18 protein-coding genes are annotated in these 23,191 nt (G+C 58.1%); 9 read left to right on the top strand and 9 right to left on the bottom strand.

Features of this window, described 5'->3' with window-relative positions; translation table 11 throughout:
* Positions 1-50: 50 nt before the first annotated feature.
* Both L1A08_RS08285 and L1A08_RS08280 read right to left on the bottom strand, forming a co-directional pair.
* Complete coding sequence (locus tag L1A08_RS08285) at positions 51-704, bottom strand: MotA/TolQ/ExbB proton channel family protein (RefSeq protein ID WP_238755862.1); 654 nt, start codon at positions 702-704, stop codon at positions 51-53.
* A gap of 250 nt (positions 705-954) precedes the next feature.
* Positions 955-3,024, bottom strand: coding sequence for a prolyl oligopeptidase family serine peptidase (locus L1A08_RS08280; protein WP_238755861.1), 2,070 nt, complete (start codon positions 3,022-3,024; stop codon positions 955-957).
* 594 nt (positions 3,025-3,618) lie between these two features.
* On the opposite strand from L1A08_RS08280, the gene mraZ reads away from it, so the two are divergent.
* From mraZ to L1A08_RS08250, 6 genes are all read left to right on the top strand, one after another.
* Positions 3,619-4,068 (top strand): division/cell wall cluster transcriptional repressor MraZ, encoded by a 450-nt coding sequence (gene mraZ / locus L1A08_RS08275; protein WP_238755860.1) that lies wholly within the window; start codon positions 3,619-3,621, stop codon positions 4,066-4,068.
* A 611-nt stretch (positions 4,069-4,679) separates the two neighbouring features.
* Positions 4,680-5,735 carry a DUF1559 domain-containing protein gene (locus L1A08_RS08270; RefSeq protein WP_238755859.1) on the top strand — a complete coding sequence of 352 codons (1,056 nt, stop codon included), beginning with the start codon at positions 4,680-4,682 and terminating at the stop codon, positions 5,733-5,735.
* A gap of 96 nt (positions 5,736-5,831) precedes the next feature.
* Positions 5,832-5,987, top strand: a complete 156-nt coding sequence (locus L1A08_RS08265) for a hypothetical protein (protein WP_238755858.1) — start codon at positions 5,832-5,834, stop codon at positions 5,985-5,987.
* 221 nt (positions 5,988-6,208) lie between these two features.
* Complete coding sequence (locus tag L1A08_RS08260; RefSeq protein WP_238755857.1) at positions 6,209-7,213, top strand: multiheme c-type cytochrome; 1,005 nt, start codon at positions 6,209-6,211, stop codon at positions 7,211-7,213.
* Entirely contained in the window at positions 7,200-9,452 is a 2,253-nt protein-coding gene (locus L1A08_RS08255) for a tetratricopeptide repeat protein (RefSeq protein WP_238755856.1), read from the top strand. The genes L1A08_RS08260 and L1A08_RS08255 overlap by 14 nt, the downstream gene beginning before the upstream one ends.
* A 338-nt stretch (positions 9,453-9,790) precedes the next feature.
* Complete coding sequence (locus L1A08_RS08250; protein WP_238755855.1) at positions 9,791-10,966, top strand: hypothetical protein; 1,176 nt, start codon at positions 9,791-9,793, stop codon at positions 10,964-10,966.
* Between the two features lie 36 nt (positions 10,967-11,002).
* Here L1A08_RS08250 and L1A08_RS08245 read toward each other — a convergent pair whose 3' ends face one another.
* The gene (locus L1A08_RS08245; protein WP_238755854.1) at positions 11,003-12,181 is read right to left on the bottom strand and encodes an FIST signal transduction protein; all 1,179 of its coding nucleotides are present in this window, start codon (positions 12,179-12,181) and stop codon (positions 11,003-11,005) included.
* Between the two features lie 194 nt (positions 12,182-12,375).
* Here L1A08_RS08245 and L1A08_RS08240 point away from each other — a divergent pair, with 194 nt between their 5' ends.
* A complete protein-coding gene (locus L1A08_RS08240) occupies positions 12,376-12,759 on the top strand; it encodes a CoA-binding protein (RefSeq protein ID WP_238755853.1) in 384 nt (127 codons plus the stop codon).
* A 4-nt stretch (positions 12,760-12,763) separates the two neighbouring features.
* On the opposite strand, the gene L1A08_RS08235 is transcribed toward L1A08_RS08240, so the two are convergent.
* Positions 12,764-15,019, bottom strand: coding sequence for a hypothetical protein (locus L1A08_RS08235; RefSeq protein WP_238755852.1), 2,256 nt, complete (start codon positions 15,017-15,019; stop codon positions 12,764-12,766).
* Between the two features lie 212 nt (positions 15,020-15,231).
* On the opposite strand from L1A08_RS08235, the gene L1A08_RS08230 reads away from it, so the two are divergent.
* Together L1A08_RS08230 and L1A08_RS08225 are read left to right on the top strand one after the other, a co-directional pair.
* A complete protein-coding gene (locus tag L1A08_RS08230) occupies positions 15,232-16,440 on the top strand; it encodes a DUF6807 domain-containing protein (protein ID WP_238755851.1) in 1,209 nt (402 codons plus the stop codon).
* A 174-nt stretch (positions 16,441-16,614) separates the two neighbouring features.
* Positions 16,615-16,806 carry a hypothetical protein gene (locus tag L1A08_RS08225; protein WP_238755850.1) on the top strand — a complete coding sequence of 64 codons (192 nt, stop codon included), beginning with the start codon at positions 16,615-16,617 and terminating at the stop codon, positions 16,804-16,806.
* 178 nt (positions 16,807-16,984) lie between these two features.
* Here the strand turns inward: L1A08_RS08225 and L1A08_RS08220 are convergent, their stop codons facing one another.
* The 5 genes from L1A08_RS08220 to L1A08_RS08200 form a co-directional block, all read right to left on the bottom strand.
* Positions 16,985-18,043: a DUF1559 domain-containing protein gene (locus L1A08_RS08220; RefSeq protein ID WP_238755849.1), complete on the bottom strand. Its 1,059-nt coding sequence runs from the start codon at positions 18,041-18,043 to the stop codon at positions 16,985-16,987.
* Positions 18,044-18,323: 280 nt separating this feature from the next.
* Positions 18,324-19,232: a PSP1 domain-containing protein gene (locus tag L1A08_RS08215; protein ID WP_238755848.1), complete on the bottom strand. Its 909-nt coding sequence runs from the start codon at positions 19,230-19,232 to the stop codon at positions 18,324-18,326.
* Positions 19,233-19,287: 55 nt separating this feature from the next.
* A complete protein-coding gene (locus L1A08_RS08210) occupies positions 19,288-20,343 on the bottom strand; it encodes a DNA polymerase III subunit (RefSeq protein WP_238755847.1) in 1,056 nt (351 codons plus the stop codon).
* Between the two features lie 132 nt (positions 20,344-20,475).
* Positions 20,476-21,756, bottom strand: a complete 1,281-nt coding sequence (locus tag L1A08_RS08205) for an aminotransferase-like domain-containing protein (RefSeq protein ID WP_238755846.1) — start codon at positions 21,754-21,756, stop codon at positions 20,476-20,478.
* Between the two features lie 67 nt (positions 21,757-21,823).
* Positions 21,824-23,152: an ABC transporter permease gene (locus L1A08_RS08200; RefSeq protein ID WP_238755845.1), complete on the bottom strand. Its 1,329-nt coding sequence runs from the start codon at positions 23,150-23,152 to the stop codon at positions 21,824-21,826.
* Positions 23,153-23,191 lie beyond the last annotated feature (39 nt).

The following is a 23,191-nucleotide window of genomic DNA, read 5'->3' as shown; positions in this document are numbered from 1 at the left end:
GTGGCGGTGGATTGTGCGGAAGTTTGCCGAACGTGGACGGGCAACCGGAATCAGGTCCGTCGGAACTGCTCCATCTGATCCAGGAACCAGGAGAGTTCATCCTGAACGTGATCCTGCAGTTTGCCCATGCGGATGTGAAGAAAGGCTCCGGCAATCACCAGCGGAATCGCGATCGCCAGTCCGAGTGCCGTTGTAAACAGAGCGAAGCTGATCTCGCCGGCCAGAGCCGAAGGGTCTCCGCCCGTCTTTTGGGTATCCGCAATCTTGGCGAAGGCCTGGATCATCCCGCTCACCGTCCCGAGCAGTCCGAGCATCGGCGCCGATTTGACGACGGTGTTGATCCACGAGGCCCCGTATTCCAGTTCGGCGACCACATCTCGTTCGAAACGCTCGGCCAGGACCTGTCGCAGTTTGGCCGGAGAGCGATCCATCTGTTCGATGGCGACCAGAATCATTTGGGGCACGGCTCGCGACCAGTATTCCGGTGTGTCGCAGAGTTCCGCGATAGCCTGCCAGTCGCGACGTTCCAGGAACTCCTGGACGGTTTCCCGAAAGCGAGCCGTCGCTGCGGGCGACATCTTCTTCTCGGAGATCTTGCGGGTAAGCAGAATCACCTGAAACAGGCCGAAAACCGCCACGCCCGCCAGTGCGATATATATCGCACTGGCCGATGCGGCAAAAATGGGAGCGAGATTGATATCCATCCGACGGAATGCTCTCAGACTGGGGTCCGGTACCACTTCGTTTGTAAAGGGTCACTCCATCAAACGGGCGTCGTCACCGGACAACTCCCAGGCAGCGAACTCCATCCGCTGCGATTCATCCCGACAGGCTGCGTTCTGCCTCGATGTGATGATTCAGGTAATATCGCTCGGACGACGAAACACTGCGATCATCATCAAAGCAGAAAAGCAGGGCCGATTCCTAATCGCCCCTGCCAGACTGCAGGACACCTTATTTGTACTCCATTTCGAGCTCTTTCACCAGAAACGCGTAAACGTCGGCAAGTTCTTCAATAATCTTCGAAGTTGGTTTTCCCGAGCCGTGTCCCGCCTTGGTTTCGATGCGAATCAGCACCGGCTCTTCACCGACGTTGTACTCCTGCAACCGGGCGGCGAACTTGAAGCTGTGGCCAGGAACGACGCGGTCGTCGGTATCAGCCGTGGTCACCATCGTCGCCGGGTACTTCGTTCCCTTCTTCAACTGATGGTACGGCGAGTACTGATTCAGCACTTTGAACAGCTCCGGATCGTCTGACGAACCGTATTCATCGACCCAGTAACGACCGGCGGTGAATTTCTGGAATCGCAGCATGTCCATCACGCCGACAGCCGGCAGACAGGCTCCGAACAGTTCCGGACGCTGCGTCATGCAGGCACCGACGAGCAGGCCGCCGTTGCTGCCCCCCTGAATGGCGAGTTTCGGCGTGCTGGTGTACTTGTTGTCGATCAGCCATTCGGCTGCGGCAATGAAGTCATCAAAGACGTTCTGCTTGTTCTGCAGCATTCCGCCTTTGTGCCAGTCTTCACCGTATTCTCCGCCACCGCGAAGATTCGCGACGCAATACACGCCCCCCATTTCCAGCCACTGGGCCCGGCTGATCGAGAAGTACGGCGTGAGAGAGATGTTGAAGCCGCCGTAGGCGTAGAGCAGGGTCGGATTGTTCCCGTCGAGCTTCAGGCCCTTCTTATGGGCGATGAACATCGGGACTTTCGTGCCGTCCTTACTTTTGTAGAAGACCTGCTTCAGCTCGTACTGCGACTCATCGAATTCGATTTCCGACCGACGGAACAGCTCGCTCTCTCCGGTAATCATGTTGTGCCGGTAGATGCTCGGCGGCGTCGTGAAGCTGGCGAAGGAATAGAACGTTTCGATGTCGGTCCGCTTGCCTTCGAAGCCGGACGCCGTGCCGATGCCCGGCAGCTCCACTTCCCGCAGCGGCTTGCCGTCCAGGCTGTACATCTTCACCTGCGTTTTCACGTCTTTCAGCAGGCTGACCACGAACTGGTTGGCGACGACATTGATAGACTCCATCGGCTCTTTGGCTTCTGGAATCACCTCGACGTAATTTTCCGGCTGCGGATTCCGCAGGTCGATGGTGATCACGCGTTTGTTGGGCGCGTCGAGGTCGGTCTTGAAGTAGAACTTCGCGCCGTCGTTTGTCAGGAACGTGTACTCGTTCTCGAAGTGATCAATCAGCGGAACCGGGATGCCGTAAGGTTCCGTCAGGTCTTTCACGAAGACACGGTACTTGTCGGCCGTGCCTTTCCAGACCGTGATAATGAGGTAGCGGCCGTCATCGGTCACGGTCGGTCCGAACCCCCACTCGGGTTCGTCCGGGCGCTGGTAGACTAAGACATCGTCGCTTTGCGGCGTACCGACGCGGTGGTAGTAGAGCTTGTGGTTCAGGTTCAGACTCTGGAACGCTTCGCCTTCTTCAGGCTCGTCGAAGCGGCCGTAGAAGAAGCCTTTGCCGTCCGGAGTCCACTCCGCGGAAGTGAACTTCAGCCATTCGAGCTTCTCGGGCAGCAGTTCGCGCGTGGCGACATTCATGATGTGCCAGGTTCGCCAGTCGGAGCCGGCATCCTGCACGCCGTAGGCGAGATAGCGTCCGTCATCACTGAAGGACATGTTCGAGAGAGCAACCGTGCCGTCTTCCGACCACTTGTTCGGGTCAATCAGCACTTCCGGCTCATCGTCGAGCGATTTCATCGTGTACAGGACAGACTGGTTCTGCAGTCCGTCGTTCTTCTGGAAGAAGTAGCGGTCGCCCGCTTTGAAGGGAGCGGAGTACTTCGCGTAGTCCCAGAGCTTTGTCAGTTCTTTCTCGATTTTGTCCCGAGCCGGGATCTGAGACAGGTACTGATCGGTCACCTGATTCTCGGCTTCGACCCACTGTCGGACGTCATCAGCTTCGCGAACGTCTTTTTCGAGCCAGCGATACGGGTCTTCGACTTCGACGCCGTGATAGGTATCAACCTGGTCGACCTTTTTGGTCTCGGGGTAGTCGAGATCTGCCGCCATGGAACTCCTGCCAGTCGAGCCGAGAATGAGTGCGCTGAATGCGAACGCAACTGCGGGGGAAAGCCGTAACGTCATAAGGACTCCTTAAGAACTTCGGAGTGAAAAGGCGTCGTGGCGGCGACTTGAAGTGGAAAGACGCCGTCGCTGCGACGCAGTGATGATAGCTGATCTAAGAGGAATGTCACGCGGACCGGGAAATCCCGCAGGCCCCTGCCATTCCCGCAATCCCGGTACGAAATCGGGAAGACGTGTGTTGGCTGTAATTTCAGGATATGAAAAGACTTGCGACGGAAAGGCCCTCGTGGGGAGCCGAACGGCGGCTCCAGAGCTGTGGGGCGGCGTGGGGATCGGCATTCGTCTGCGGAACTGCGACCAGTGCTGCGTAAAGCCCGCAGGTTGACACGACTGCGGCGGCCGGGATTCGCGGGGCAGACGGTCGTTTCAGAATTTGGGAAAGTCGTAATCGATTATCCCGCAAACAGCTAAGTCGATTCCGGATCGGCGAACCGTTCAAACCGCGAAACCAAACCTTGACGGGTCCCACCATGAGGGTAAATTGGTGCCGAATGGTGAGAAGTGGGGAGAAGTGGGGAGATGCCCTTAACCGGAACATTCGAGCGATCGCTCGACGATAAATTTCGACTTGCCCTGCCCAAGCCATTCCGTGATCAGATCCTGTCCGAGACTGAAACGAGCCTGTATGCCGCTCCCGGAAACGATCGCTGTCTGGCGCTGTATTCCCGCAAGGCATTCGAGGAACTCGCTGACCGTCTTACGCGGCTTTCGTCCGCACAAAGCGACGTTCGGAACTATCTGCGAATTTTCTATTCCCAGGCGGAAGCCGTTGAGCCCGACAAGCAGGGGAGAGTCCGTCTTCCCGGAAGGCTGGTGCAGTTTGCCGGCCTGGAGAATCAGGTCGTCCTGGTCGGCGTGCGGGATCATGCGGAAATCTGGGACTCAAGCCGCTGGGATCAACTGTTGGCGGAACATGCCGACGAGTTCGACAATCTGACCAGTAAAGCGATGCAATCGCTGGAGAACTAAACGAAAGCACCTCATTACGAGTTTTAATGCTCGTTCTTAATTCTTCCCGCTGCCTTACCGGGCGACGTGGAATTGGGCCGGAAAGGATTCCAGCCTCAGAGGGCTGATTTGATCTGCAGATCATTTCAGCAAGTTTTCGATCGGGAAGGACGGATCCTCGCCCGATCGATTTTTCTCCGTCTCTGTTCGCGCTGCTCCGCGAAATCGACGCATCCTTCGCTCCTCGTCACTTTCCACGGCTAAGAGTGGGCAGTCTGACCCCTGATTCGCTGCTGTTTCGTATCGGACGGCGTGTTCACTAGTGTGTATGTGTGTCGTGTAATTGCGTGCGCTTCGTTTCGGGCCAACCGCTGAAACTCGGCGATTCTGAGTGCGTATTCTTACTTAATCGGCAGAGATCCGACGGAATTTAAGTTGCGGATCATTTCAGCCGTAGTTAATATCAGGATACGCTTGAACGTTCTGTTCTGTTTGCATTTGTCCAATTTTGATTCGATCCCTATCTCTTTTCGGATCGATCACGGTCACTTTTCTGACCATTCATACCATCTCGGCGGAGAGTTTCTCTCCAATTTTTTCTTCTCAATTCTCGAGACTGCAAGGACTGTGTTATGGCCGGAACTCTGAAACGATTTCCAAAGAAAGACGGATTTACGCTCATCGAGCTCCTGGTGGTGATTGCGATTATCGCCATCCTGGTGGCTCTGCTGCTGCCCGCGGTGCAACAGGCCCGCGAAGCCGCTCGACGTTCTTCCTGTAAAAACAACCTCAAACAGCTCGGAATCGCACTCCACAACTATCACGACACTCACACTTGCCTGCCGGGTAACCCCGTGGCTGCAATCTCCGACGGTGCCTATCGCAACAAAGGTTGGGAAGGCTGGAGTGCCATGGCCATGCTGCTCCCCTACATCGAGCAGGGGGCCATCTACGACCAGTGCGATTTCAATCGCTACTGGAACAGCACGGCTGGCAACAACAACCGGAACACGACGAACAATCTGATTCCGACAATCTGCTGTCCGAGCGATCCGATGGGAATGCGTCGTCAGGAAGGGAACTCGGCTCCGTTTTCCTACTGCTTCTCGGCTGGTCCGGCAACTGGCTGGAACCTGCAGAACAACGCTCCGGGACCGTTCAGCTTCGAGTCCTCGACACGCTTTCGCGACGTCACCGACGGTTTGACCAATACGATCTTCATGTCTGAAGTGAAGATTGCGACCAATGGTCAGGTTCGCGATCAGACGTTCCGCGTGAGTACTGCCGGCGATCTGACGTCTTCTACCGGGCACAGTCGCGTTTTTGAGAACAACGCCACCGATATCGCCGCCATCAACTCGTACTACGACGCCTGTGCGGCTCAGTGGCAGACGAGTACATTTCACGGCGACGACGATGGTGCTCAGCGGTTCTGGGCTTCCGGTCGCTGGACCTGGGGACCGGCGTTCAACACGCTTGTGCCGCCGAACCCGAAGGGCCCTTCGTGTGACAACGATACCTCCGTCACCGAAATGCGGGTCAAGACCGCGACGAGCTATCACTCAGGTGGTGTCCAGGCTCTGATGATGGATGGCTCGGTCATCTTCGTCAGCGAAAACGTCGACCAGGGAACCTGGATCGGAGCCGGGTCGATGCAGGGTCGCGAAACGACCTCGCTGACCAACTAAAAACGAGCACTGTTTCTCCCAGTTTAGCGGGGCAGTGGGAATGCGCTGCCTCGCCATTTTCTCTTGAGATATCTCCCGTTGAAAGGTCTGTCTGAAATGAAGTCCAGTTGGCTGGCGCTCCTCTTGTTTCTTGTAACGTTTGGTCTCGGCTGTGCAGGAGGAGATTCTGCCGCTCCGCCGGAAACGCAGGGCGAAAGTACCGAGATTACCGATCCGGAAGAGCTTGAGATGGAAGAGGGACTCTCCAACTAGTAAGCTGAACAGGTCTGAACTCAACAGAGGAAGCATCGCTGAGTCAGCGATGCTTCCTCTTTGTATTTCGGAGGATGATTGGACGGACGAAAGTGAAAAGCGGTTCTGCGGTCGTCAACAGATTTCCCCGGCTGCGGCTGTTCGCCGCGCTTGTGGTTTGCGCGCTGTCGACGACCTTCCTGGGGTGGACCCGAGTTGATCGCGAGATTCCCGGACATCCCTTGAATATTTCTCGCGGCTGGGCCGATGAAGCCAGCTGCATGGACTGCCACGTCGAAGCCGCTGACTTCGCCAGGACCGGGCACGCGCGCACGCTGCTTCCGGCCGATTCCGAACCTTCGCTGTCGATTCTGCAGTCGCTTCGCACCTCGAAGTTTCCTCAGACAGCCGAGGTTTCCCTCGAACACCGCGACGCTGGTCTGTTCGCCGTCCACCACGAGGACCAGAGTTCGCAGGAGATTCCCCTCGAGTGGTGTTTCGGGTCCGGACATCATGCGCGAACCTGGGTCGGCTCCCTGTCTGACAGCTGGGGCGCAGCCGATCTGGTCGAGTTCCGACTGACCTGGTATGCATTGACCGGGGACTTCGAGATCACACCCGGACAACCGGCTGATCCGCCCCCCGGCTATTTCCAGTACCTGGGAGCGTTGTTCGATCACCCGAAGACGCGTCGCTGCTTTGCCTGCCATGCCACGCAGTTGCGAGTGGTCGATGGTCGTGTCGATTTTGACCACATCCATCCCGGAGTGACCTGTCAGCGGTGTCATGGGCCCCGAGGCGAGCATGTGGCCAGCGAAGGGAAGATCTCCGATTTCTCCTGGCGAGACATCGATCAGGTCGAATCCGTGCATCGCTGCGCGGAATGTCATCGCCGCGAGGACGATGTCGATGGCGAGGACATCCACGAAGACAATCCGCATATCGCCCGCTTCCAGCCGGTCGGATTGATGCGGTCGGCCTGCTTCCGTTCGCCGGAGATGACGTGCATGACCTGCCACGATCCGCACACACCTCTTGCTGACCAGAAGTTGCATGAAGACTGGCAGTGCAATCAGTGTCATCACGAGAACCCGAAAGGGACTGCGCAGGCTCATTGCGGAGCGGGGGAGGAATCGGGATGTGTTCGTTGCCACATGCCAAAGGTTCGCGCCGACTCTCCGCTGGAGTTCACCGATCACTGGATCCGCGTTCGCTCTGATATGGAGGGAACGCATGCGGCGGAATGAGGAAGCGGATTCCACAACCACCGACGACCGGCTTCCGGAACCGCGGTGGTTATGGCCCGCACTGTGGCTGATTGCCCTTCTACTGCTGTTGAGCAGGATCGTGAATCCGGGAGACGAGGTTCGCCTGTTCGATTCCCGAGAGTCAACTCTCTGGGGAGGAACCGGGTGGCAGGTCCCGCTGGGGCGGTTCATGCTCCTCGATCCGTTTCTCGAGGTTCCGTACGTCGTGTTCGCGATCATCGGAGCGACACTTGTGACCGGCCTCGCGCGGTTGCAACGGCATCTCTTTCCGATGCCTGCTCTGCTGGTCGGGACTGCTGCGCTGGCCCTGGGAATGAAGCCGGAGTTCACGCTGGCTGCAGCGATTGTTCTGGCGGCAAACGGACTGATTCAGCGAACAAAATCGCCGGGAAAGCGAAGCGCGTTGGTCGTCGGCGGACTTCTTGCGGCGATCTTCTGTACGCGGGAATTTGGTCTGGTCATTGCCGGATTGCTGATCGGCCCGGGCGTGGATCTTCTGCGAGCCCTGAAGCCGAAGCTGTCGATGATCGCTGGGGCGGCAGTCTGTCTGATACTGGGGGGCCTCGCATTTGTTCCCGGCTTCATCGAGACCGGTTTGCGATTTCTCACAGCGGGGCTGACGCCTCACGCGGAGATGCTGATTCCCTCAGCTCGAAGCATCGTTGCCGGAACAGGCCCGACGCTGGCTGAATGGTTGCTGCTGGGACTGCTCATTCTCGGGTTGCTGCATGCGGCGAGGTCGTCTGATCGGCTGCTGCAGTCGTTTGCTCTCGTTCCTGTCGCTCTGTTCTGCACGCATTATCTCTGGCTGGTGGCTTTCATTCTCTCTGCAAGCTTCCGTTTGCCGACCCTGGCGGTCGGGACGAGGCGGGTGAATCAGATCGCAGTGGCTGCTGGCCTGGTCCTCGCTGGTTTCCACGCAAGTCCACAAATACCGGCGGTGGTTGGCTTCGTCCTGGGAGATCGGTCCGAACATCGACTCGATGTCGCCGCCTGGCAGAGCAGCGGGCATGTTTTGCTGATGAACCTTAATGACGCCAGCGACTGGCAACGGAGCCGACTGCGGAAACGCTACGATCTCGTGCTGGACGATCGCTGGGAACAAGGTCGGCAGCGGTTTGAGGACTACGCGGTGCTTTGCCGCGATCTGAACGAGGGCCGGGCCGGCAGTTATCTGCGAACCGACCTTGGCTGGGGAGGATATGCGGCTCCTCTTGACCAGATCGAGCCGACGCTGCTTGTGCAGTCCTCCGGCAATCTGGTGGAGATTCGCCGCCTGTCGCTCAGTCCACACTGGCGAATTCTGGGAATTGATGCCGAACGCACGTACTTTGGCTATACCGATGATCGCACCATCCAGCCGCAGGGGCGGCGTGCGATCGAGCTGCTGAATCAACTCGAGTGGCCTCGTGGAAAAGCGAATGAGCTGCCCAGGAATACCATTGTCGCCGATTCCTGGGACGAATCGCTGCGGGTCTCGGCCGTCATTTGCGCGATTCGCTTTCCGTATGCCGCGATGCGATACCTTGCGGATGATGATTCGATCGAGACACTCAAACAGCGGTCGTGGTGCTGGGTGGAGATCGCCCATCGGGTTCGACGGCACACGGGCAGGACGTCGCTTCTCGATCAATCCCGGGCGATCGCGGGTTTTCGGAACGCGTTGCGGTCAGGCGCGTGCACGGCAGACGAACGACTCGATATGGCAGTCAGCCTGCACGTGCTGGAAGCGGATGGACCAGCGGTCGAGTTCGCGAATTCGAGTCTGGGTGACGGATCGTTCTCCCATCCAGAACGAACAGATGATGCCGAAGCCCTGATCAGGAAAGCAAAGGCGGACAGCGAAAGGCTTGCAGATCGGATGGCATTGAGCGACCCCGAGCAGGTGCTGCGGATTCATCTGAAGAACGGAGACCGGGAGCGAGCAACGGAACTCCTTTCGCAACTCCCGGCGGATCGGCAGCCGTTCTATTCATTTTTGATCGGTGTACCGGACCGATCCGCAGTCGAACTGTATCACGAGTTGAGCGGACTGCTCGGTGCTAACACGATTCCAGCAGACCTTGCCGATGAAGCCTGGTTCTATCAGGGATGCCTCGGTCTGGAAGCGGGCGACACGTTCGCAGCCGTCACGGCGTTTCAAGCCAGTCGCGAAGTCGCTCCCAATTCGCCCTTCGCTCCGTTGCGCGAAATGTATCTGTTGCGGCTCGGGCGCTAACAAAGCCGCTGCTGAACGAGAAGTCGACCGGCGCGGGGACTGTTGTCGACGTCTTGTCGCACAATTAACGACCCCCTCTAGCCACGGGGATTGGTCGAGCGCTACAATTGAGGGACGGACTTTCCACTCGCTCGGGAAAAAGACATGCACCATCTGATACCTTTCGGAATCCGTTCCCTGCTGCTCCCTGCCGGAGTCTGCTCCGGGGAATCCTGCCGGCTCCAGCCGCGAACCGTGCGAAGCCCAGCGGCTCACTCTGCTCTGCCGCATTAGAGCCTGTTCGCGGACAGGTTCTGACTATCGCCGTTCCCCAGTTCTCGCTGACAAGGTTCCGCCCGATGGCCCGCAATCCGCTCTATCCTGAGATCGCTACGAATGGCAAGCTTGCGGTGACATTCCGTGGCTACAACGTCACCAATGCCGGTAAGACGGCGGCTCTGCTCGATCATCCGCTGCTCGGTCCCTATCTCGACCGCCGGCTCGAACAGGCGGACGCGCTGTGCTCCGATCTGATCAATCGCCACACGCAGATCCGACAGGATCTCCTTGAGGGCCGTCCGTCGGACCTGGACACCTATCCGGCGGATCTGGCGATGATTGTCGCGGTTGAGCTTGCTCACTGGGATGCGCTTCAGGAACTTCTTGGCGAGCGGCAGAGCAATATCAAGGTGCTGGTCGGATACAGTCTTGGCGAAGTGACTGCGGCCATCGTGAGTGGCTTAATCGACTATGAAGCGGCGATGCGGCCCGTTCTCGAACTTTCTCGCGATGCCGCCGCACTGGCCGACCGCGTGACGATGGGCATCGTCTTCTCACGGGGCCCCGCGCTGGATGTGGAACTGGTTCGACAGCAGTGCGAGGCGATCACGGCCGAAGGGCAGGGCGTTATTGCGGTGTCGACCTATCTGGCACCGAATACCGTGCTGCTGATGGGCGAAGGCGACACGGTCGATCGATTCGGCTCGAGGATGTCGGAGTTCCTGCCAAAGGCGACACATCTGCGGAAGAACCAGCACCTCTGGCCGCCCCTGCACACGCCGATTGTCCTGCAGAAACAACTGCGGGACCGGGCGGCGGTGACATTGCAAACGACCCCGGTTCACGCCGGCCCGCCGCAGATTCCGATCCTCTCCTGCGTCTCAGGCAATCTTGGATATACCGGTTTCAATACCCGGAAGATGCTGACCGACTGGGTCGATCACCCTCAACAGCTGTGGAAGTGCGTGCACGGAATTCTCGATATGGGAATCGATCACGTGATTCATCTCGGCCCCGAGCCGAATATTATCCCCGCGACGCTGACTCGTATCGCCGATAACGTTCTGGCCCAGATCAACCAGCCCAACTGGATGGGTTATGGACTGCGAACCTTCTCAAAGTGGGCCGGATATCGCCGCTGGCTGGCCAACCTGCTCAGCCACGATGCGGTTCTGTTGCGGGCGCCGTATGTGAATCAGACAGTCTTCGAAGACCGTTTGCTGGAACCTCAGGAGACTGCCGCGGTCGAATCGTAAGCGTATCGACAGGCGGTCAACCCGAGTTGGGTCTGCCTATTCTTCGAAGAGCACGATGCTGGTCGTGAAGCCATGCAGATAGCTGCGGCCGCCGAGTGGTCCGATCTCTCCCTGAGCGAAGAACCCGGCCAGTGGAATCTCGCCATATGCCTTGCGGAGGGCCTCGGCATCGTGATGCGGAGTTCCGAAGAGCCGTTCGCCACGACCGTTGCAATTGAAGAGCAACGCCCCTTGGACGGACTCCTGATAGAGCTTCTGGTCCTGTTCGATCATCAGGAGTAGATCTTCGTCGGCAGTGACGGAGTCCCGCACGTGGAACTGAACGGTACGACCGGCCCGAACCGGTTGGCTGACGGCAATGGCCCCCGTTTCCGGATCGCTGCCGAGAACATTGGAAACGAGGAAGTCACCTCGCTGAAACTCGTTCTTGTACTCGTTCGTCACGACGCCCAGATGAGGCCCCTGACGGACTAGCTCCTGGTCTTCCTCGCCGAGATCTTCGAACATCTCCCGGAACTGCGTCATCGTGGGGCGGCCGCCGAGTTCGTAGATGATGTTTCGCTCGGCCCGCGTAATCACAAAGGTGTGACCGATCGGACGGCAGCCCTGGGAGACGATCGGGCGAACCCGGTGCTCGCCGCGATACACGACTCCAACCGCTCCGAAATCGATCTTCTCGCCATTCAGGAACAGACAACTCTCCCCGGGGCCGATGCCTCCGCTGGCGACGCCGCCAAATATGGGAGTGCCATTCAAACTTTCCGTCAGTTGGGGCAGGCAGACATGTGGCGAGGAACTGTACGGTTCACAGAAGAGGAAGACAGCTCCGTAAGGGCGGTCGTTGAGCGAATTGATCAGCGGATGCCCGAAACATTCGATTCGCTCCTGATCCTGATCCCGCTCAAACTGCAGATGAAACGTCTGGAATTCGGCGTCGGTATCGGCCATGGCCCACAGGACAATGCCCGGCAGACCTTCACATTCCGTCGCGTCGTGGATGATCGCTTCGGTCGTGCATCCCAGCAGATCGGTGGCGTTCAGTCGGGACTGAATCGTGCCGGCCAGGGTCGAGAAATGCTCCTCGTGGTGGTGCGTGACAAAGAGGAAACAGAGTTGCGGAGTCTTCCCCTGCAGCGCGTCCGTCATCTCCGTCAGCAGACTTTCCACCGCGCGCGGAGTATCTGCCTCATTGGTATGTCGGACATGAATTTCCATCAACACAACTCCGTTCAGCTCGATCGCGTCTGCCACGACAAAATGGCGGCGTTTGCTCGCCTCCATATGCGAAATCGGCAAGGCGGACCTCGATCCGTAGCTACGGAGACGATATCCTGTGGGTACCTTAACGATCAAGCGAAGCGGGTTAACCCGCTATCTTCAAGCACCGACTGAGTCGGAGAAGAGTTGACATGAGCCACCGCACCGTTGCGATTCTCGGCGCCAGCGAGAACCGGGAGAAATTTGGCAACAAATCGGTTCGGGCCCATCAGGCGGAAGGCTTCGAGGTCTTCCCCATCAATCCCAAAGCAACCGAGATTGAAGGGCTCAAGTGCTATCCGTCGCTGAAAGCGTTGCCGGTCGATTCGCTTGACCGGATCAGCGTGTATGTGCCGCCCAAGGTGGGCGTCCAACTGCTCGACGAAATCAAAGCCGCCAATGCGAAGGAAGTCTGGTTCAACCCTGGAAGCGACAGCCCGGATCTGGTGGCCCGGGCCCGCGAACTGGGAATCAATGTGATTCAGGCATGCAGTATTGTCGACGTCGGCCACATGCCGGGAGAATACTCGAGCTGAACGACTATTCGGTGGGCACCGGCTGGAGAATCAGATAATCCGGGTGCGGTTTCAACTGACCATCAGCCACGAGTGGATCGGCCTGACATTCCTTGCAGTCTTCATCAACCGGACAAGCCTGGGGCTCCTGAGCCGCGGTTGTGTGAATCATCTGCTGCGGAGTGGCTTGCTGACGCTCTTCATAATGAGCGGTCGTGACTTCCGGATCCTGAAGGGTCTGAGGGACCATCGGTTTCGGAGTCGGTTTCGGCTGACCGTCTTTCGAGGCTTTCGGCAGGGTGCGGATCTCTCCGCTCGCCATCTGAATCATGTTCTGCTGGCGGGCCGCCACCAGGTCCATTCGCATGGTCTGTTTCAGGCGAGTTGCAACCGGGTTCTGCGGCGTCACCACGATGGCATCGTCGACCCGGAGCAGTCCCTGTTCGCGGTGAAGCAGGACCTGCATCGTGCCGAGATCGCTCTTCACCGTGACGATGGTCTCTTCCACATCGGCGACATAGCGTTCGATGATGGAATTGCCCGTGCCCGGGATCGTGGAAGCCTTGTGCAGCTTGGCGTCCACGGCTTCTCCCGGCTTCCGCTGACTGACTTCCAGCGAACCTGTCGTTCCCGCGGAAACGTGATTGAGGAATGTGTACGCATTCTGCGGCATGGTTTTGGTGAGCGAGAAGACACGATCGTAGAAGTCGTCGGTCACGAGTCGAATCGTGCTGTCGAGATGGCTGTGATGAATGGCCGAAGCGAGTTCGTAAACTGGAACAATCGCGGTGAGATGATCCTTCAGCGATTTGTTCTGGCTCGCATCGGCGGCAGAGGGGCGAACGAGCACATCATCGACGACGTTGCGTCCACCCTGGTCGTGCAGCACAACGGTGAAGCGATCCGACTCGGACTGCATATGGATGTGAGTCACGTTCCCCAGGAACTGAGTCTCGCGGATCTGAGCACTCTTGAAGGCCGTGAACGGCATCGGCACCACAGACAGGGTGGCCTCCGAAGCGCGGTTCCAGACCTTCTCATGAAAATTTCGTGTGGAACTGTATTGCAGCATTTTGCGATCGCGCGTCCGCAGGGCTTCGACAAACAAAGTCGCCGCCGGCCGCGCGGTCAGTGCCGCAGTCAGTGAAAGTGTCTGGTCCTGATGCCGATCGTAAAGTGTGACATCGGTGATCTCGTACTTATCGGTGTCGACTTCGAGGATCGTCATCCGAATCGTCTTGTCCGCTCCGGTGATAATGACGTCCGAAGACTGGTCGACGAGTTTGACGTCGACCTTCCCCTGGATCTCCATCGAATCAGGCAGAGTGAGATCCGAAAGGCTGGCGGGAGCCAGACCGGAGGTGAAGAACTTCTCGTTCGTGAGTTTCTTCAGGGATTGTTTGTCGTTCCGCTGCCAGGCGTCCAGAAACGCGATCGATTTATTCATGATCTGCGAAGTCTTCAGCAGCGACGTAATATTGGTTTCCTTCTCCGACGTTTCGAGGCCGAGATCTTTGACTGTCCAGTCGGTCCCGGATTTCTCCATCGAGAGCAACAGTTTTCCATGCGGGCGATTGATCTTCACGGCTGCTCGATCGCCACTGATCAGCACTTCCGGTCGGAAGGCGCTTCCGGAGTTCGATTTGCCCATCATGCCGGAAATGGTTTCCGACAGAACATGCGGCGGCAGTTTGGCGAGTTGACCGGACAGGTCCTCGCCGCACTGATCGAGCGCCCGCTGACGGTCGGTGCCCGTCCAGGCTTCAAAGAATTCGCGTGAGGAAAGCAGGACATCCATCTGATCGGTCACCGGCATGGTGATCGCCTTGGTGCCGGAACGCTGACGCAGATAAATGTCGTCGACTTCCCACTTCTTCGTTTCTTCATTGCGGACGAGGTGGTATTGGATTTTGCGTTTGGCGTCTTCGCCGAACCCGAGTGTGACTTTCTTCTCGGTCTTGGAGACTTCCTCAACGTGCAGCACTTCGAACTTTCCGTCCGGGATCTTCAGCTGCTCCAGAGAATCGTTGGACTCCGGATGACGCAGTGCCAGCTCATGAAATCGTGATGTCGATTTCTCCCGCAGCGCGATGATGTCCCCGGTTTCAAGCCCTTCCTGAAACGCATTGATGGTCCGCTTCTCGTTGAAATTCGCGCAGCCACTTCCCACAACGACCATGACCAGCAGAATCGCGGGATAAGACAGCGCAGAGAGGGAGCGGCCAGAACATTCTGGGCAGAAGGAGATCGTCTGCCAAACGGCGGGCGGCATCAGACGCATGGGGTGAACCTGACGTTGAGTATGAGAAGAGGATCTCAGGTGGGAATTCCGCGGAGGGAATTGCTGTGATGGGATGGGAACTCTATGCTGACTGGTTGTCGTCGGTCAAGGCGAGCCCGGCTCGCGGCGGAATGGCGACATCAAAGCGGTCGTTCATGCAATTCTTACACGCGAATCGACCATTTTGCTCCCGTTTTTATAGGGAAGACTCCATGCGATTCCTCTGGTGCTGCCTGCCTCTGGTGCTCTCGACAATCGTCTCAGCTGCCGAGCCTGAGTTCATTCTCACGATTGTTCCCGGCGGCGAACGAAAGGGACATCTTCCCGTTTCAATTGAACTTCCCGACGATGTCCGGGACGGGAACTGGGAATTGCTCGAACCCACCTCCGGCAGGCAGATCCCCGCTCAGACCGTCGGCAACCGGCTAGTGTTTACGCAATCCGAGAAGTGGACGGCCGGGTCGGTTCAGTCGTTTGAAATGCGGGCCGCCGAACTGCCGAGCAAGTCGGAGTTTAATTGGAACCATTCCCAGGGGGATTTGACACTCGCCCGGAACGATCGACCGGTTCTGAATTACAACGTCGCCATCGATGAGCCCCCGTCTGGTCTCGATCCGCTCTATCGCCGGAGTGGCTACTTTCATCCCGTTTATACCCCAGCCGGCAATGTCCTGACGGCTGACTTTCCGGCTGATCACGCTCATCAGCACGGCATCTTCTTTGCCTGGGTGAAGACGACGATTGATGGGAAGCCCGTCGATTTCTGGAATCAGGCCAAAGGGCAGGGGACTGTTCTCCATAAGGCGCTTGAAAAGCCCGAACAGGGAAGTGAGTTCGCCTCGTTCCAGGCCGAGCTTGAGCATCTCACTCAGCCGACGTCCGAGTCTCAAACCGCACTTCGGGAACAATGGACGGTCAGCGTGTTTCCCTCGGACCGGTTCCATCTCTGGGAACTGCGGTCCACACAGCGAAACGTGCTCGATGTGCCCATCACCCTGGAAAAATACCATTACGGCGGAATGGCTTTTCGCGGAAGCGTCGACTGGATCATCAGCGAAGACAACGATGACTGCACGATGCTGACCAGTGAAGGATCCGACCGACAGCAGGGCAATCATGAGTCCGCACGCTGGGTGAAGATTACCGGACCAACGGCGGATTCGGCCACGAAGCATTCCCGCTGCGGACTTGTGATGATGGCTCATCCGGACAACGTCCGCTTCCCCCAAAAGGTTCGGCTGCATCCGACCAAACCCTACTTCTGTTTCTGCCCGGTGATTGATGAGCAGCTGGTGCTTGAACCGGGAGATGTTCTGCAGAGTCGCTATCTGTTCCTGACCTTTGATGGAGATCCGAAGTCCGAAGTGTTCGAGCAGATCTGGAGCGACTACGTCTGTGAATTCGATGTGAAACTTCAGTAACGTGGGATGACGGCCGGTCAATGTTGCAGCTGCTCTTGAAAAAGCAGTCATTCACATTGACGGATGCGACGGAGACGTCACGATAGTTTCCGTCGCCTGTCATTCAGATTGGCATACTGTTTCTCACGACCGTTTCATGGTCGAAACGTACTCGGGTTCCCTCAAGGAGACATCATGAAGTTGACCGATTTCTACAACGAAGTTTCGCGCCACGTTGATACGAGCAAAACGCAGATTAACGTCGCAGAAACCAAGCGGGTTCTGGCCACGGCATTTGAGCTGCTCTCAAAAATGTCCGCCGACGAGATGGCCGATACCGTCTCGAAGGGACTTACGCAGGCTAAGAAACGGTCGATGAAGAAATAGATCGAATCCAATACAAAGAGCCGCAAAGATCTTTGGTCTTCGCGGCTCTTTGGCGTTCGATTGTTCCTCAATGGAACTTAGAAAATCTTTCATGCTTCTCCTGCAGTCGCATGGGCGGGAATTCCCCGCCATGCTGTGTTGCTCCTGTAAACGCCTGCAGTCGAATTTTGAATTTGCTCTAGAATTCGCCCATAACTTCGCCAGCTCCAATGGAACCGAGGGCACCGAGCACGCCGTAAGGCGAAGCGGTTCCCGTTGTCTGGCTGATCTGACCGGACTGGTTGCCGGCATCGATATTTTCGCTCACGAAGCGAACCGAACCGTCCGCCAGGACAACCTGCACGCCACCCTGGTGGCGGCTGGACAGAGTCGACAGACTCCAGTTGTCGCCGGTCGTGGTTGCCAGGCAGGCCGGGCCGTTCGGAGACATGGCGAATACGGTCGCTGAGTAGTGAGGACGACCGTCCCAGATGCGGCAGCCGCGGCAACGGTTGGCACCACCGCCAACGATGGTTGCCGACGTCAGGAACTGCTTGGGATTCGCCGGATCGACCAGAGCGCGACAGCGAGCGGGAGTGGCGTCTGCCACAGCCGTTGCCGGGGCGAAGGTTGCGACGCCGGTTGTGGTGTCGCGAGTGTCCGCCAGGCCCATCACGACTTCAGCGAAGAGAGCAGTGTTGCTGAGGCCGTCGGTGATGTCGCGGAAGCCGGTCCGACCGTTACGACGGAAGACGCCGCGCGTGATCGAGGCTTCATCGTTCTCAAAGATGTGGTCGCCCACGCTCGCTTTGTAGCTCAAGGCGGCGTTCACAAACGCACTCGGAACGATGTCCGAAGGGCACATCAGACCTGCGATCGGAGTCGTGTTGGTTCCCAGGAAGGTGAACGCGTTGTAGGAGTACGGCAGTCCGGTTCCGGCAGCCTGTCCCATGATGGCGTCGTAGAGTGCGCTCTGCTCGATGTACGGCAGAACATGCAGCGTCCAGGAGTACTGGTGCGCCCGGTCGGATCCGAGGCCGGCGTTGCTCAGCGGGGGAAGCACGCCGTGAGTGTCGTGATAGTTGTGCATCGCAATGCCCAGCTGCTTCAGGTTGTTTTTGCAGCTCGAACGACGAGCCGCTTCGCGGGCCTGCTGAACGGCGGGCAGCAACAGAGCCACCAGTATCGCGATAATTGCGATCACGACGAGGAGTTCGATCAGTGTGAATGCCTTGCGGCCAGACGCCAGTTTCGCCATCGAAGAGAGTCCTGTTAATTGAACCGGGGGGGATATTGCGCATTGGGTGCGCGGTGCATCGGTGCGTGGAATGCAGGTCCTGAGCTCAGGACCCGTTCTTCGGTGGACAGCTACCACCGGGAGAAGCCCGCAGAGTCGATATCATAGTCATTGTGTGACCTCGTTTCGAGAATCACTCAATAACTAACCCACCGAAACGGAGAAGGTTGCAGAAATTCTGCGCATTTTTTCGAGATCACCGTGGGACCCATGGCCACGATAGAACGGAACACCCTCGCGATCAGGATTCCGTATCGTCGGGGCGGGTCGTTTCAGTGGTCGCCTGTTCCTTGGGCTTCCTGTCCGGCTTCCGCGTGTTCTTGGCCTTCAGCACGGAGATGACTTCATGCACGGGCGTCGTCACACGGCGCCGATCTTCGTAGGCGATAATCACCTGTTTGCTGAGGATCTCCTGCCCGATGACCTTGCCCTGCCCCTCGCGGGTTACAACCTCGGCTCCGATTTTAGGAAGCTCTCGACGGAACTCCTCGTAGGTGTCGTACTCGTAGCGGAGGCAGCACTTGAGGCGACCGCAGCGGCCCGAGATTTTGTTCGGATCGAGAGTCGCCTTCTGAACCTTGGCCATTTTCATGGAGACCGGCGGCATTTCGGTCAGGTGAGTATTGCAGCAGACCGGCTTCCCGCAGTCGCCATAATCGGCGAGCAGGGCGGCTTCGTCCCTGATCCCAATCTGCCGCATCTCGATTCGCAGGGCGTAGGTCTTGGCCAGAGCTTTGACGAGGTCCCGGAAGTCGACCCGCTTCTCGGCGACAAAATAGAAAATGGCCCGTTCTCCGCCGAACAACTGCTCGACATCGACCAGCTGCATCTGCATCTTCCGCTCCGCGATCATCTTCGCGCAGCCTTCGAACGCTTTCTGCTCGCGGAGACGGCAATCGTCGCGGGCGGTGTAGTCTTCGGCGGTGGGAAATCGCTGAATCTTGCCTTCAGGCTCCGGGCTTTTCAGGAAGGAAATCGCCTGGGGAGTCGCTGGTCCAAGGACCTCTCCCCATTCGTTGCCACGCTTCGTGCGAACGATGACATCGTTGCCCCGCCGCGGCTGCTCCCGGCCTCGATAGCTGAACACTCCCAGTAAACGACTTGCACCGTAACGGACAATATATTGATCGATCGGTTGATCGGTACTCATGGACTCTCTCAAGTGAGAAGAACTGCCTTAACGGCATATTAAGAAGAGAGTCTGATTATGACTTGTCCGCAGCGGTCTTCCAAGTCGGGCGCAGCAGCATTTCCAGATCGTGGTAAAACGTATCCAGGCAGAGCGGCACATTCACCTTGCGGTCAATCTGCCGAGCCGCCTCGAAACAACAGTCGAGCGCATCCAGGTGACGATCGATAATTCCGCTGTGACTCGGGGTCTGGCCGGGATCGCCAATCTGACGATGAAAATGCTCCAGACAGGACTGAACAATGACCAGTCCGGCTTCGCGTTGAGAGGTGGTATCCGTCGCCGCTTTGCTGAAAATGACGTCCCCGGCGGCGGCAAGATCGGCGGCCTGAAATCCGGGACGGGACAGAATTCGACCGAAGCCTTCTCCCTCCAGCAGGTCTCCCGATCGCAGCCGTTCGAATGCATCGAGCCCCTTCGCCACGGATCCATCCGCCAGATCGACGGCTCGCTGGAGTCGCTGTGGATCCGGAGCCTCTTCTCCCTGCTGTTCGACAATTCGGGTGAGAATGGCCGAGAGATCGTTGGGAGCGAGTCGGCTGAAGTGGACCTGCTGGCAGCGGGAGCGAATCGTATTGATCACCTGATCCGAGTCCGCCGCGATCAGAATCAGAATCGATCGAGTTCCCGGTTCCTCCAGGGTTTTCAATAGAGCATTGCTGCTCGCGACGTTCATCCGGTCGGCGTCGTCGATAATGGCGATGCGGTACCCGCCCTGCATCGGCGAAAGGGCCAGATCGTGACAGAGACCTTCCCGTCCCCGCTTCTCGGGCGATCCGACGAACACTTCGATCGGCAGTTCCGACTTCCCTTCCGGGAGTCCGGCGGTCAGCAGATCGGGATGACTGCCAGACAACACCTGACGGCAACTGGGACACTCGTCGCAGATTTCGAGGTTCTCGGGCGTCGAATTGCGGCAAAGCAGAGCCTGCGCCAGCAGCCGGGCAAACGTCCGTTTCCCGATGCCAGCCGTTCCGGTCAACAGGTAGGCGTGCCCCAGCCGTCCGCGACTGCTCGCCCGACGAAACATCTCCTGCTGGAGATCATGCCCGATTAAGTCCTGCCAACTCATATGTCTGTTTCAATTCCTCTGAACGCAATCCCAACTCGAAGCGCGTTTCGAGCTAGGTGGCGGTTGTCCGATACGCCGTGCCACTCCATGCTAGAGAATCCCCGCCTGAGGGCAACAGACTGCCCGCTCGTTTCAGGTCTGGCTCTCGGCGAACCCACCGACTTCGGTCAGGGCGTCGCCGAGGCGGCGGACTCCCTTGGGAAGATTCTCGATCGGCTGCACGCCGTAACTGAGTCGCATTGTCAGCGAAGCGTTGGGATCGGCGGGGTCACTGTAAAACAATTCGCCGGGAACGAACATGACTTTCTGATGATCGACGGCGGTCTGAAACAGCCGCCGTTCGAAGTTGGTCTCGCAGTTTGCAGCCGCACATCGCAGCCAGACATACAATCCGCCTTCGGGACGGCGGGCGTCGGTGTCCGGCAGTGGGAGGATGTAATCTTCCAGGCCCCGCCACATCGCGGCGGCTTTATCGCGATACGATCGCCGCACCTCGGCCACATGCCGTTCGTATTCTCCGGTCTCGATCAGATCCGAGATCACGAACTGATTCAGATGCGGCGAACCAAAGTCGTGAATCGACTTGAGATCGGTCACCGGCTTGACCAGTTCTCTCGGCAGCACACCGAAGGCGGTTCGCAATCCTGGGGACAACGATTTCGAGAACGTCTGCGTATAGATCACTCGGTTCTGGTGCCGGTCGAGGCTCAGCATGGATGGGGGCGGCGGATCCTCGAACCAGATCTCGCGATAGGCGGCGTCTTCAAGCAGATAAATAAACTGCCGGGCCGACCAGCGGGTCAGAATGTCGAGCACCTGCTGTCGGCGTTCGAGCGTCATGGTGATCCCGCGAGGATTGTCGAAGTAACTGACCAGATACAGCATCTTCACCCGCGGCAACCGGCCGGTTTCCTCGAGTTCGCGAAGCCGCTCGTCGAGAGCATCGGGACAAATCCCTTCGTCATCGCAGGCGACCGAGACCATCTCCACGCCGATGCCTTCGAGCGTGCTGAGATAGACGAAATAACTGGGGGCCGTCACCAGGCAGATATCGCCGGGATCGAAGACCGCCTGACTGACCAGATCGAGAAACTGCTGGGAACCGGTGGTAATCAGAATGCGGTCGACCGGAACTTCTTCCGGACGTGTTTCCGTCTCATCGAGTTCCGCCAGAAACTCGCTGATTTGATGACGAAAACCCACAGACCCGGGCGTCGTTCCGTATTGCAGAGCCGCCCGGGCGCGGGCCGGATTGCTGAGGATTCGCTCCATCACCGTGTGCACGAGCTCGACAGGAAGCGACGAGTAGTCGACCAGGCCAGCCGCCAGCGAAAGGCAGTCGGGGTGATCGACTCCCTGCTGCATGAGATAACCGATTTTCTGCCGGGCTGCCCATTCGCCTCGTCGAGTCATAATCAGTACGTCCCTTCGCTTTCCGGCGATTCTTCATCGAGGTCCGGCTGGAAACCGGATCAACCGTTTAATTTCTGCGGATTGCATCCATCGGATTCATGCGGGCGACCCACCAAGCCGGATAAAGCCCGCTCAAGCCTCCCAGGATTGCACTCGCCAGCAAAGACACCACCAGCAGAGACGGGCTCGCATAGAGTTCAAATTTTGCGGGGAAGGTGGCATTCACGATCAGTGTTCCCGCCCAGCCGATGAGGCAGCCGAACAGCCCCCCGATGGTTCCGAGCGTCAGGCTTTCCCAGCCGATCAGCCGGACCAGATCGAACTGACTCCAGCCGTTGGCACGTAGAATCCCGAACTCACTCAGTCGTTCGGTCACACTCATCAGCATCGTATTCACAATACTGACCACTGCAATGATGATCCCCAGGCTGGTCAACAGTGCAAGAGCCAGATCGAGATCGTCGATGAACTCGTCAAATCGTCCGGCCCAGTCGGCTGCGAGCCGGACTTCCATCGGATCATCGCTGAGAGCCGCACTGTTTGCTTTCCGTTCCCCCGTTGAAGTCGACTCTGGAGCCCCCGGCGACGATGCTCCGTCCGTGGCCTGTTTGAGGTACCGGTCAATCGCGGTCACCAGTTCCGACAGCGGATTCCTGCCGGACGCCGAGACGAAGGACGACCCCTGCCAGGCCTGAGGCCCTCGTCCGCGAAACTGATTCTGAATTCGCTGCTGGAGCTCTTCGTCGGAGACCGTGCCGTCCTGCTCGATGTAGAAGTTTGAGACGGTCTTCTCATCGAAGCGGGCAATCTCCCGGAAGAGGGCATCGTCAATCATGATCGCGACGTCGAGCATTAGCGATCCGGTATGGTAGACGCCGATGATCTGCAGTTCGTACCCGTTAACTTCCAGCGGATCGCCGACCGTTTTCTCCTGCTCTTCAGCGATCTGTCGACTGATCACGCAGTGTCGCGTCCCGACATCCTGCGGCTGCAGAAACCGCCCGGCGACAATATCTTCCCGAAACAGACCGACTTCGAGTTGCGAACGGCGTTCGATATCGGTCCCGCAAAGCATTCGAGGGGGAGAGACGACGATTTCTCCTTCAATCACATTCACCCGGGTCCAGCATTCCGAGGTGGCCGCGCGAACGCCCGGAATGGTCTCAATTTCCTCAATCCACGCTCGCGGCAACGTTGAGAAGAGGGGGATGGGAGCGCCCCTTTGCATGGCCACGAAGCCTGAGACCCGGTTCAGCGTGTTGCCGACAACGCGGTCCAATCCCTCGGCGATCGAGAAGAGTCCGACCATGCCCATGATGGCGACGGTCATTCCCAGAATGGCCAGGCCGGAGCGAACCGGTCGGCTGAGAACATTGTGCAGCGCGAATCGAAACATAAGACCTTCAGATCCTCACGCGATGGAAATGCGGAGGAT

This window comes from Rubinisphaera margarita (assembly GCF_022267515.1).
Classification (GTDB): domain Bacteria; phylum Planctomycetota; class Planctomycetia; order Planctomycetales; family Planctomycetaceae; genus Rubinisphaera; species Rubinisphaera margarita.
The sequence above is the reverse complement of the archived record's forward strand: the minus strand, read 5'-3'. Positions and strand labels throughout refer to the sequence as shown.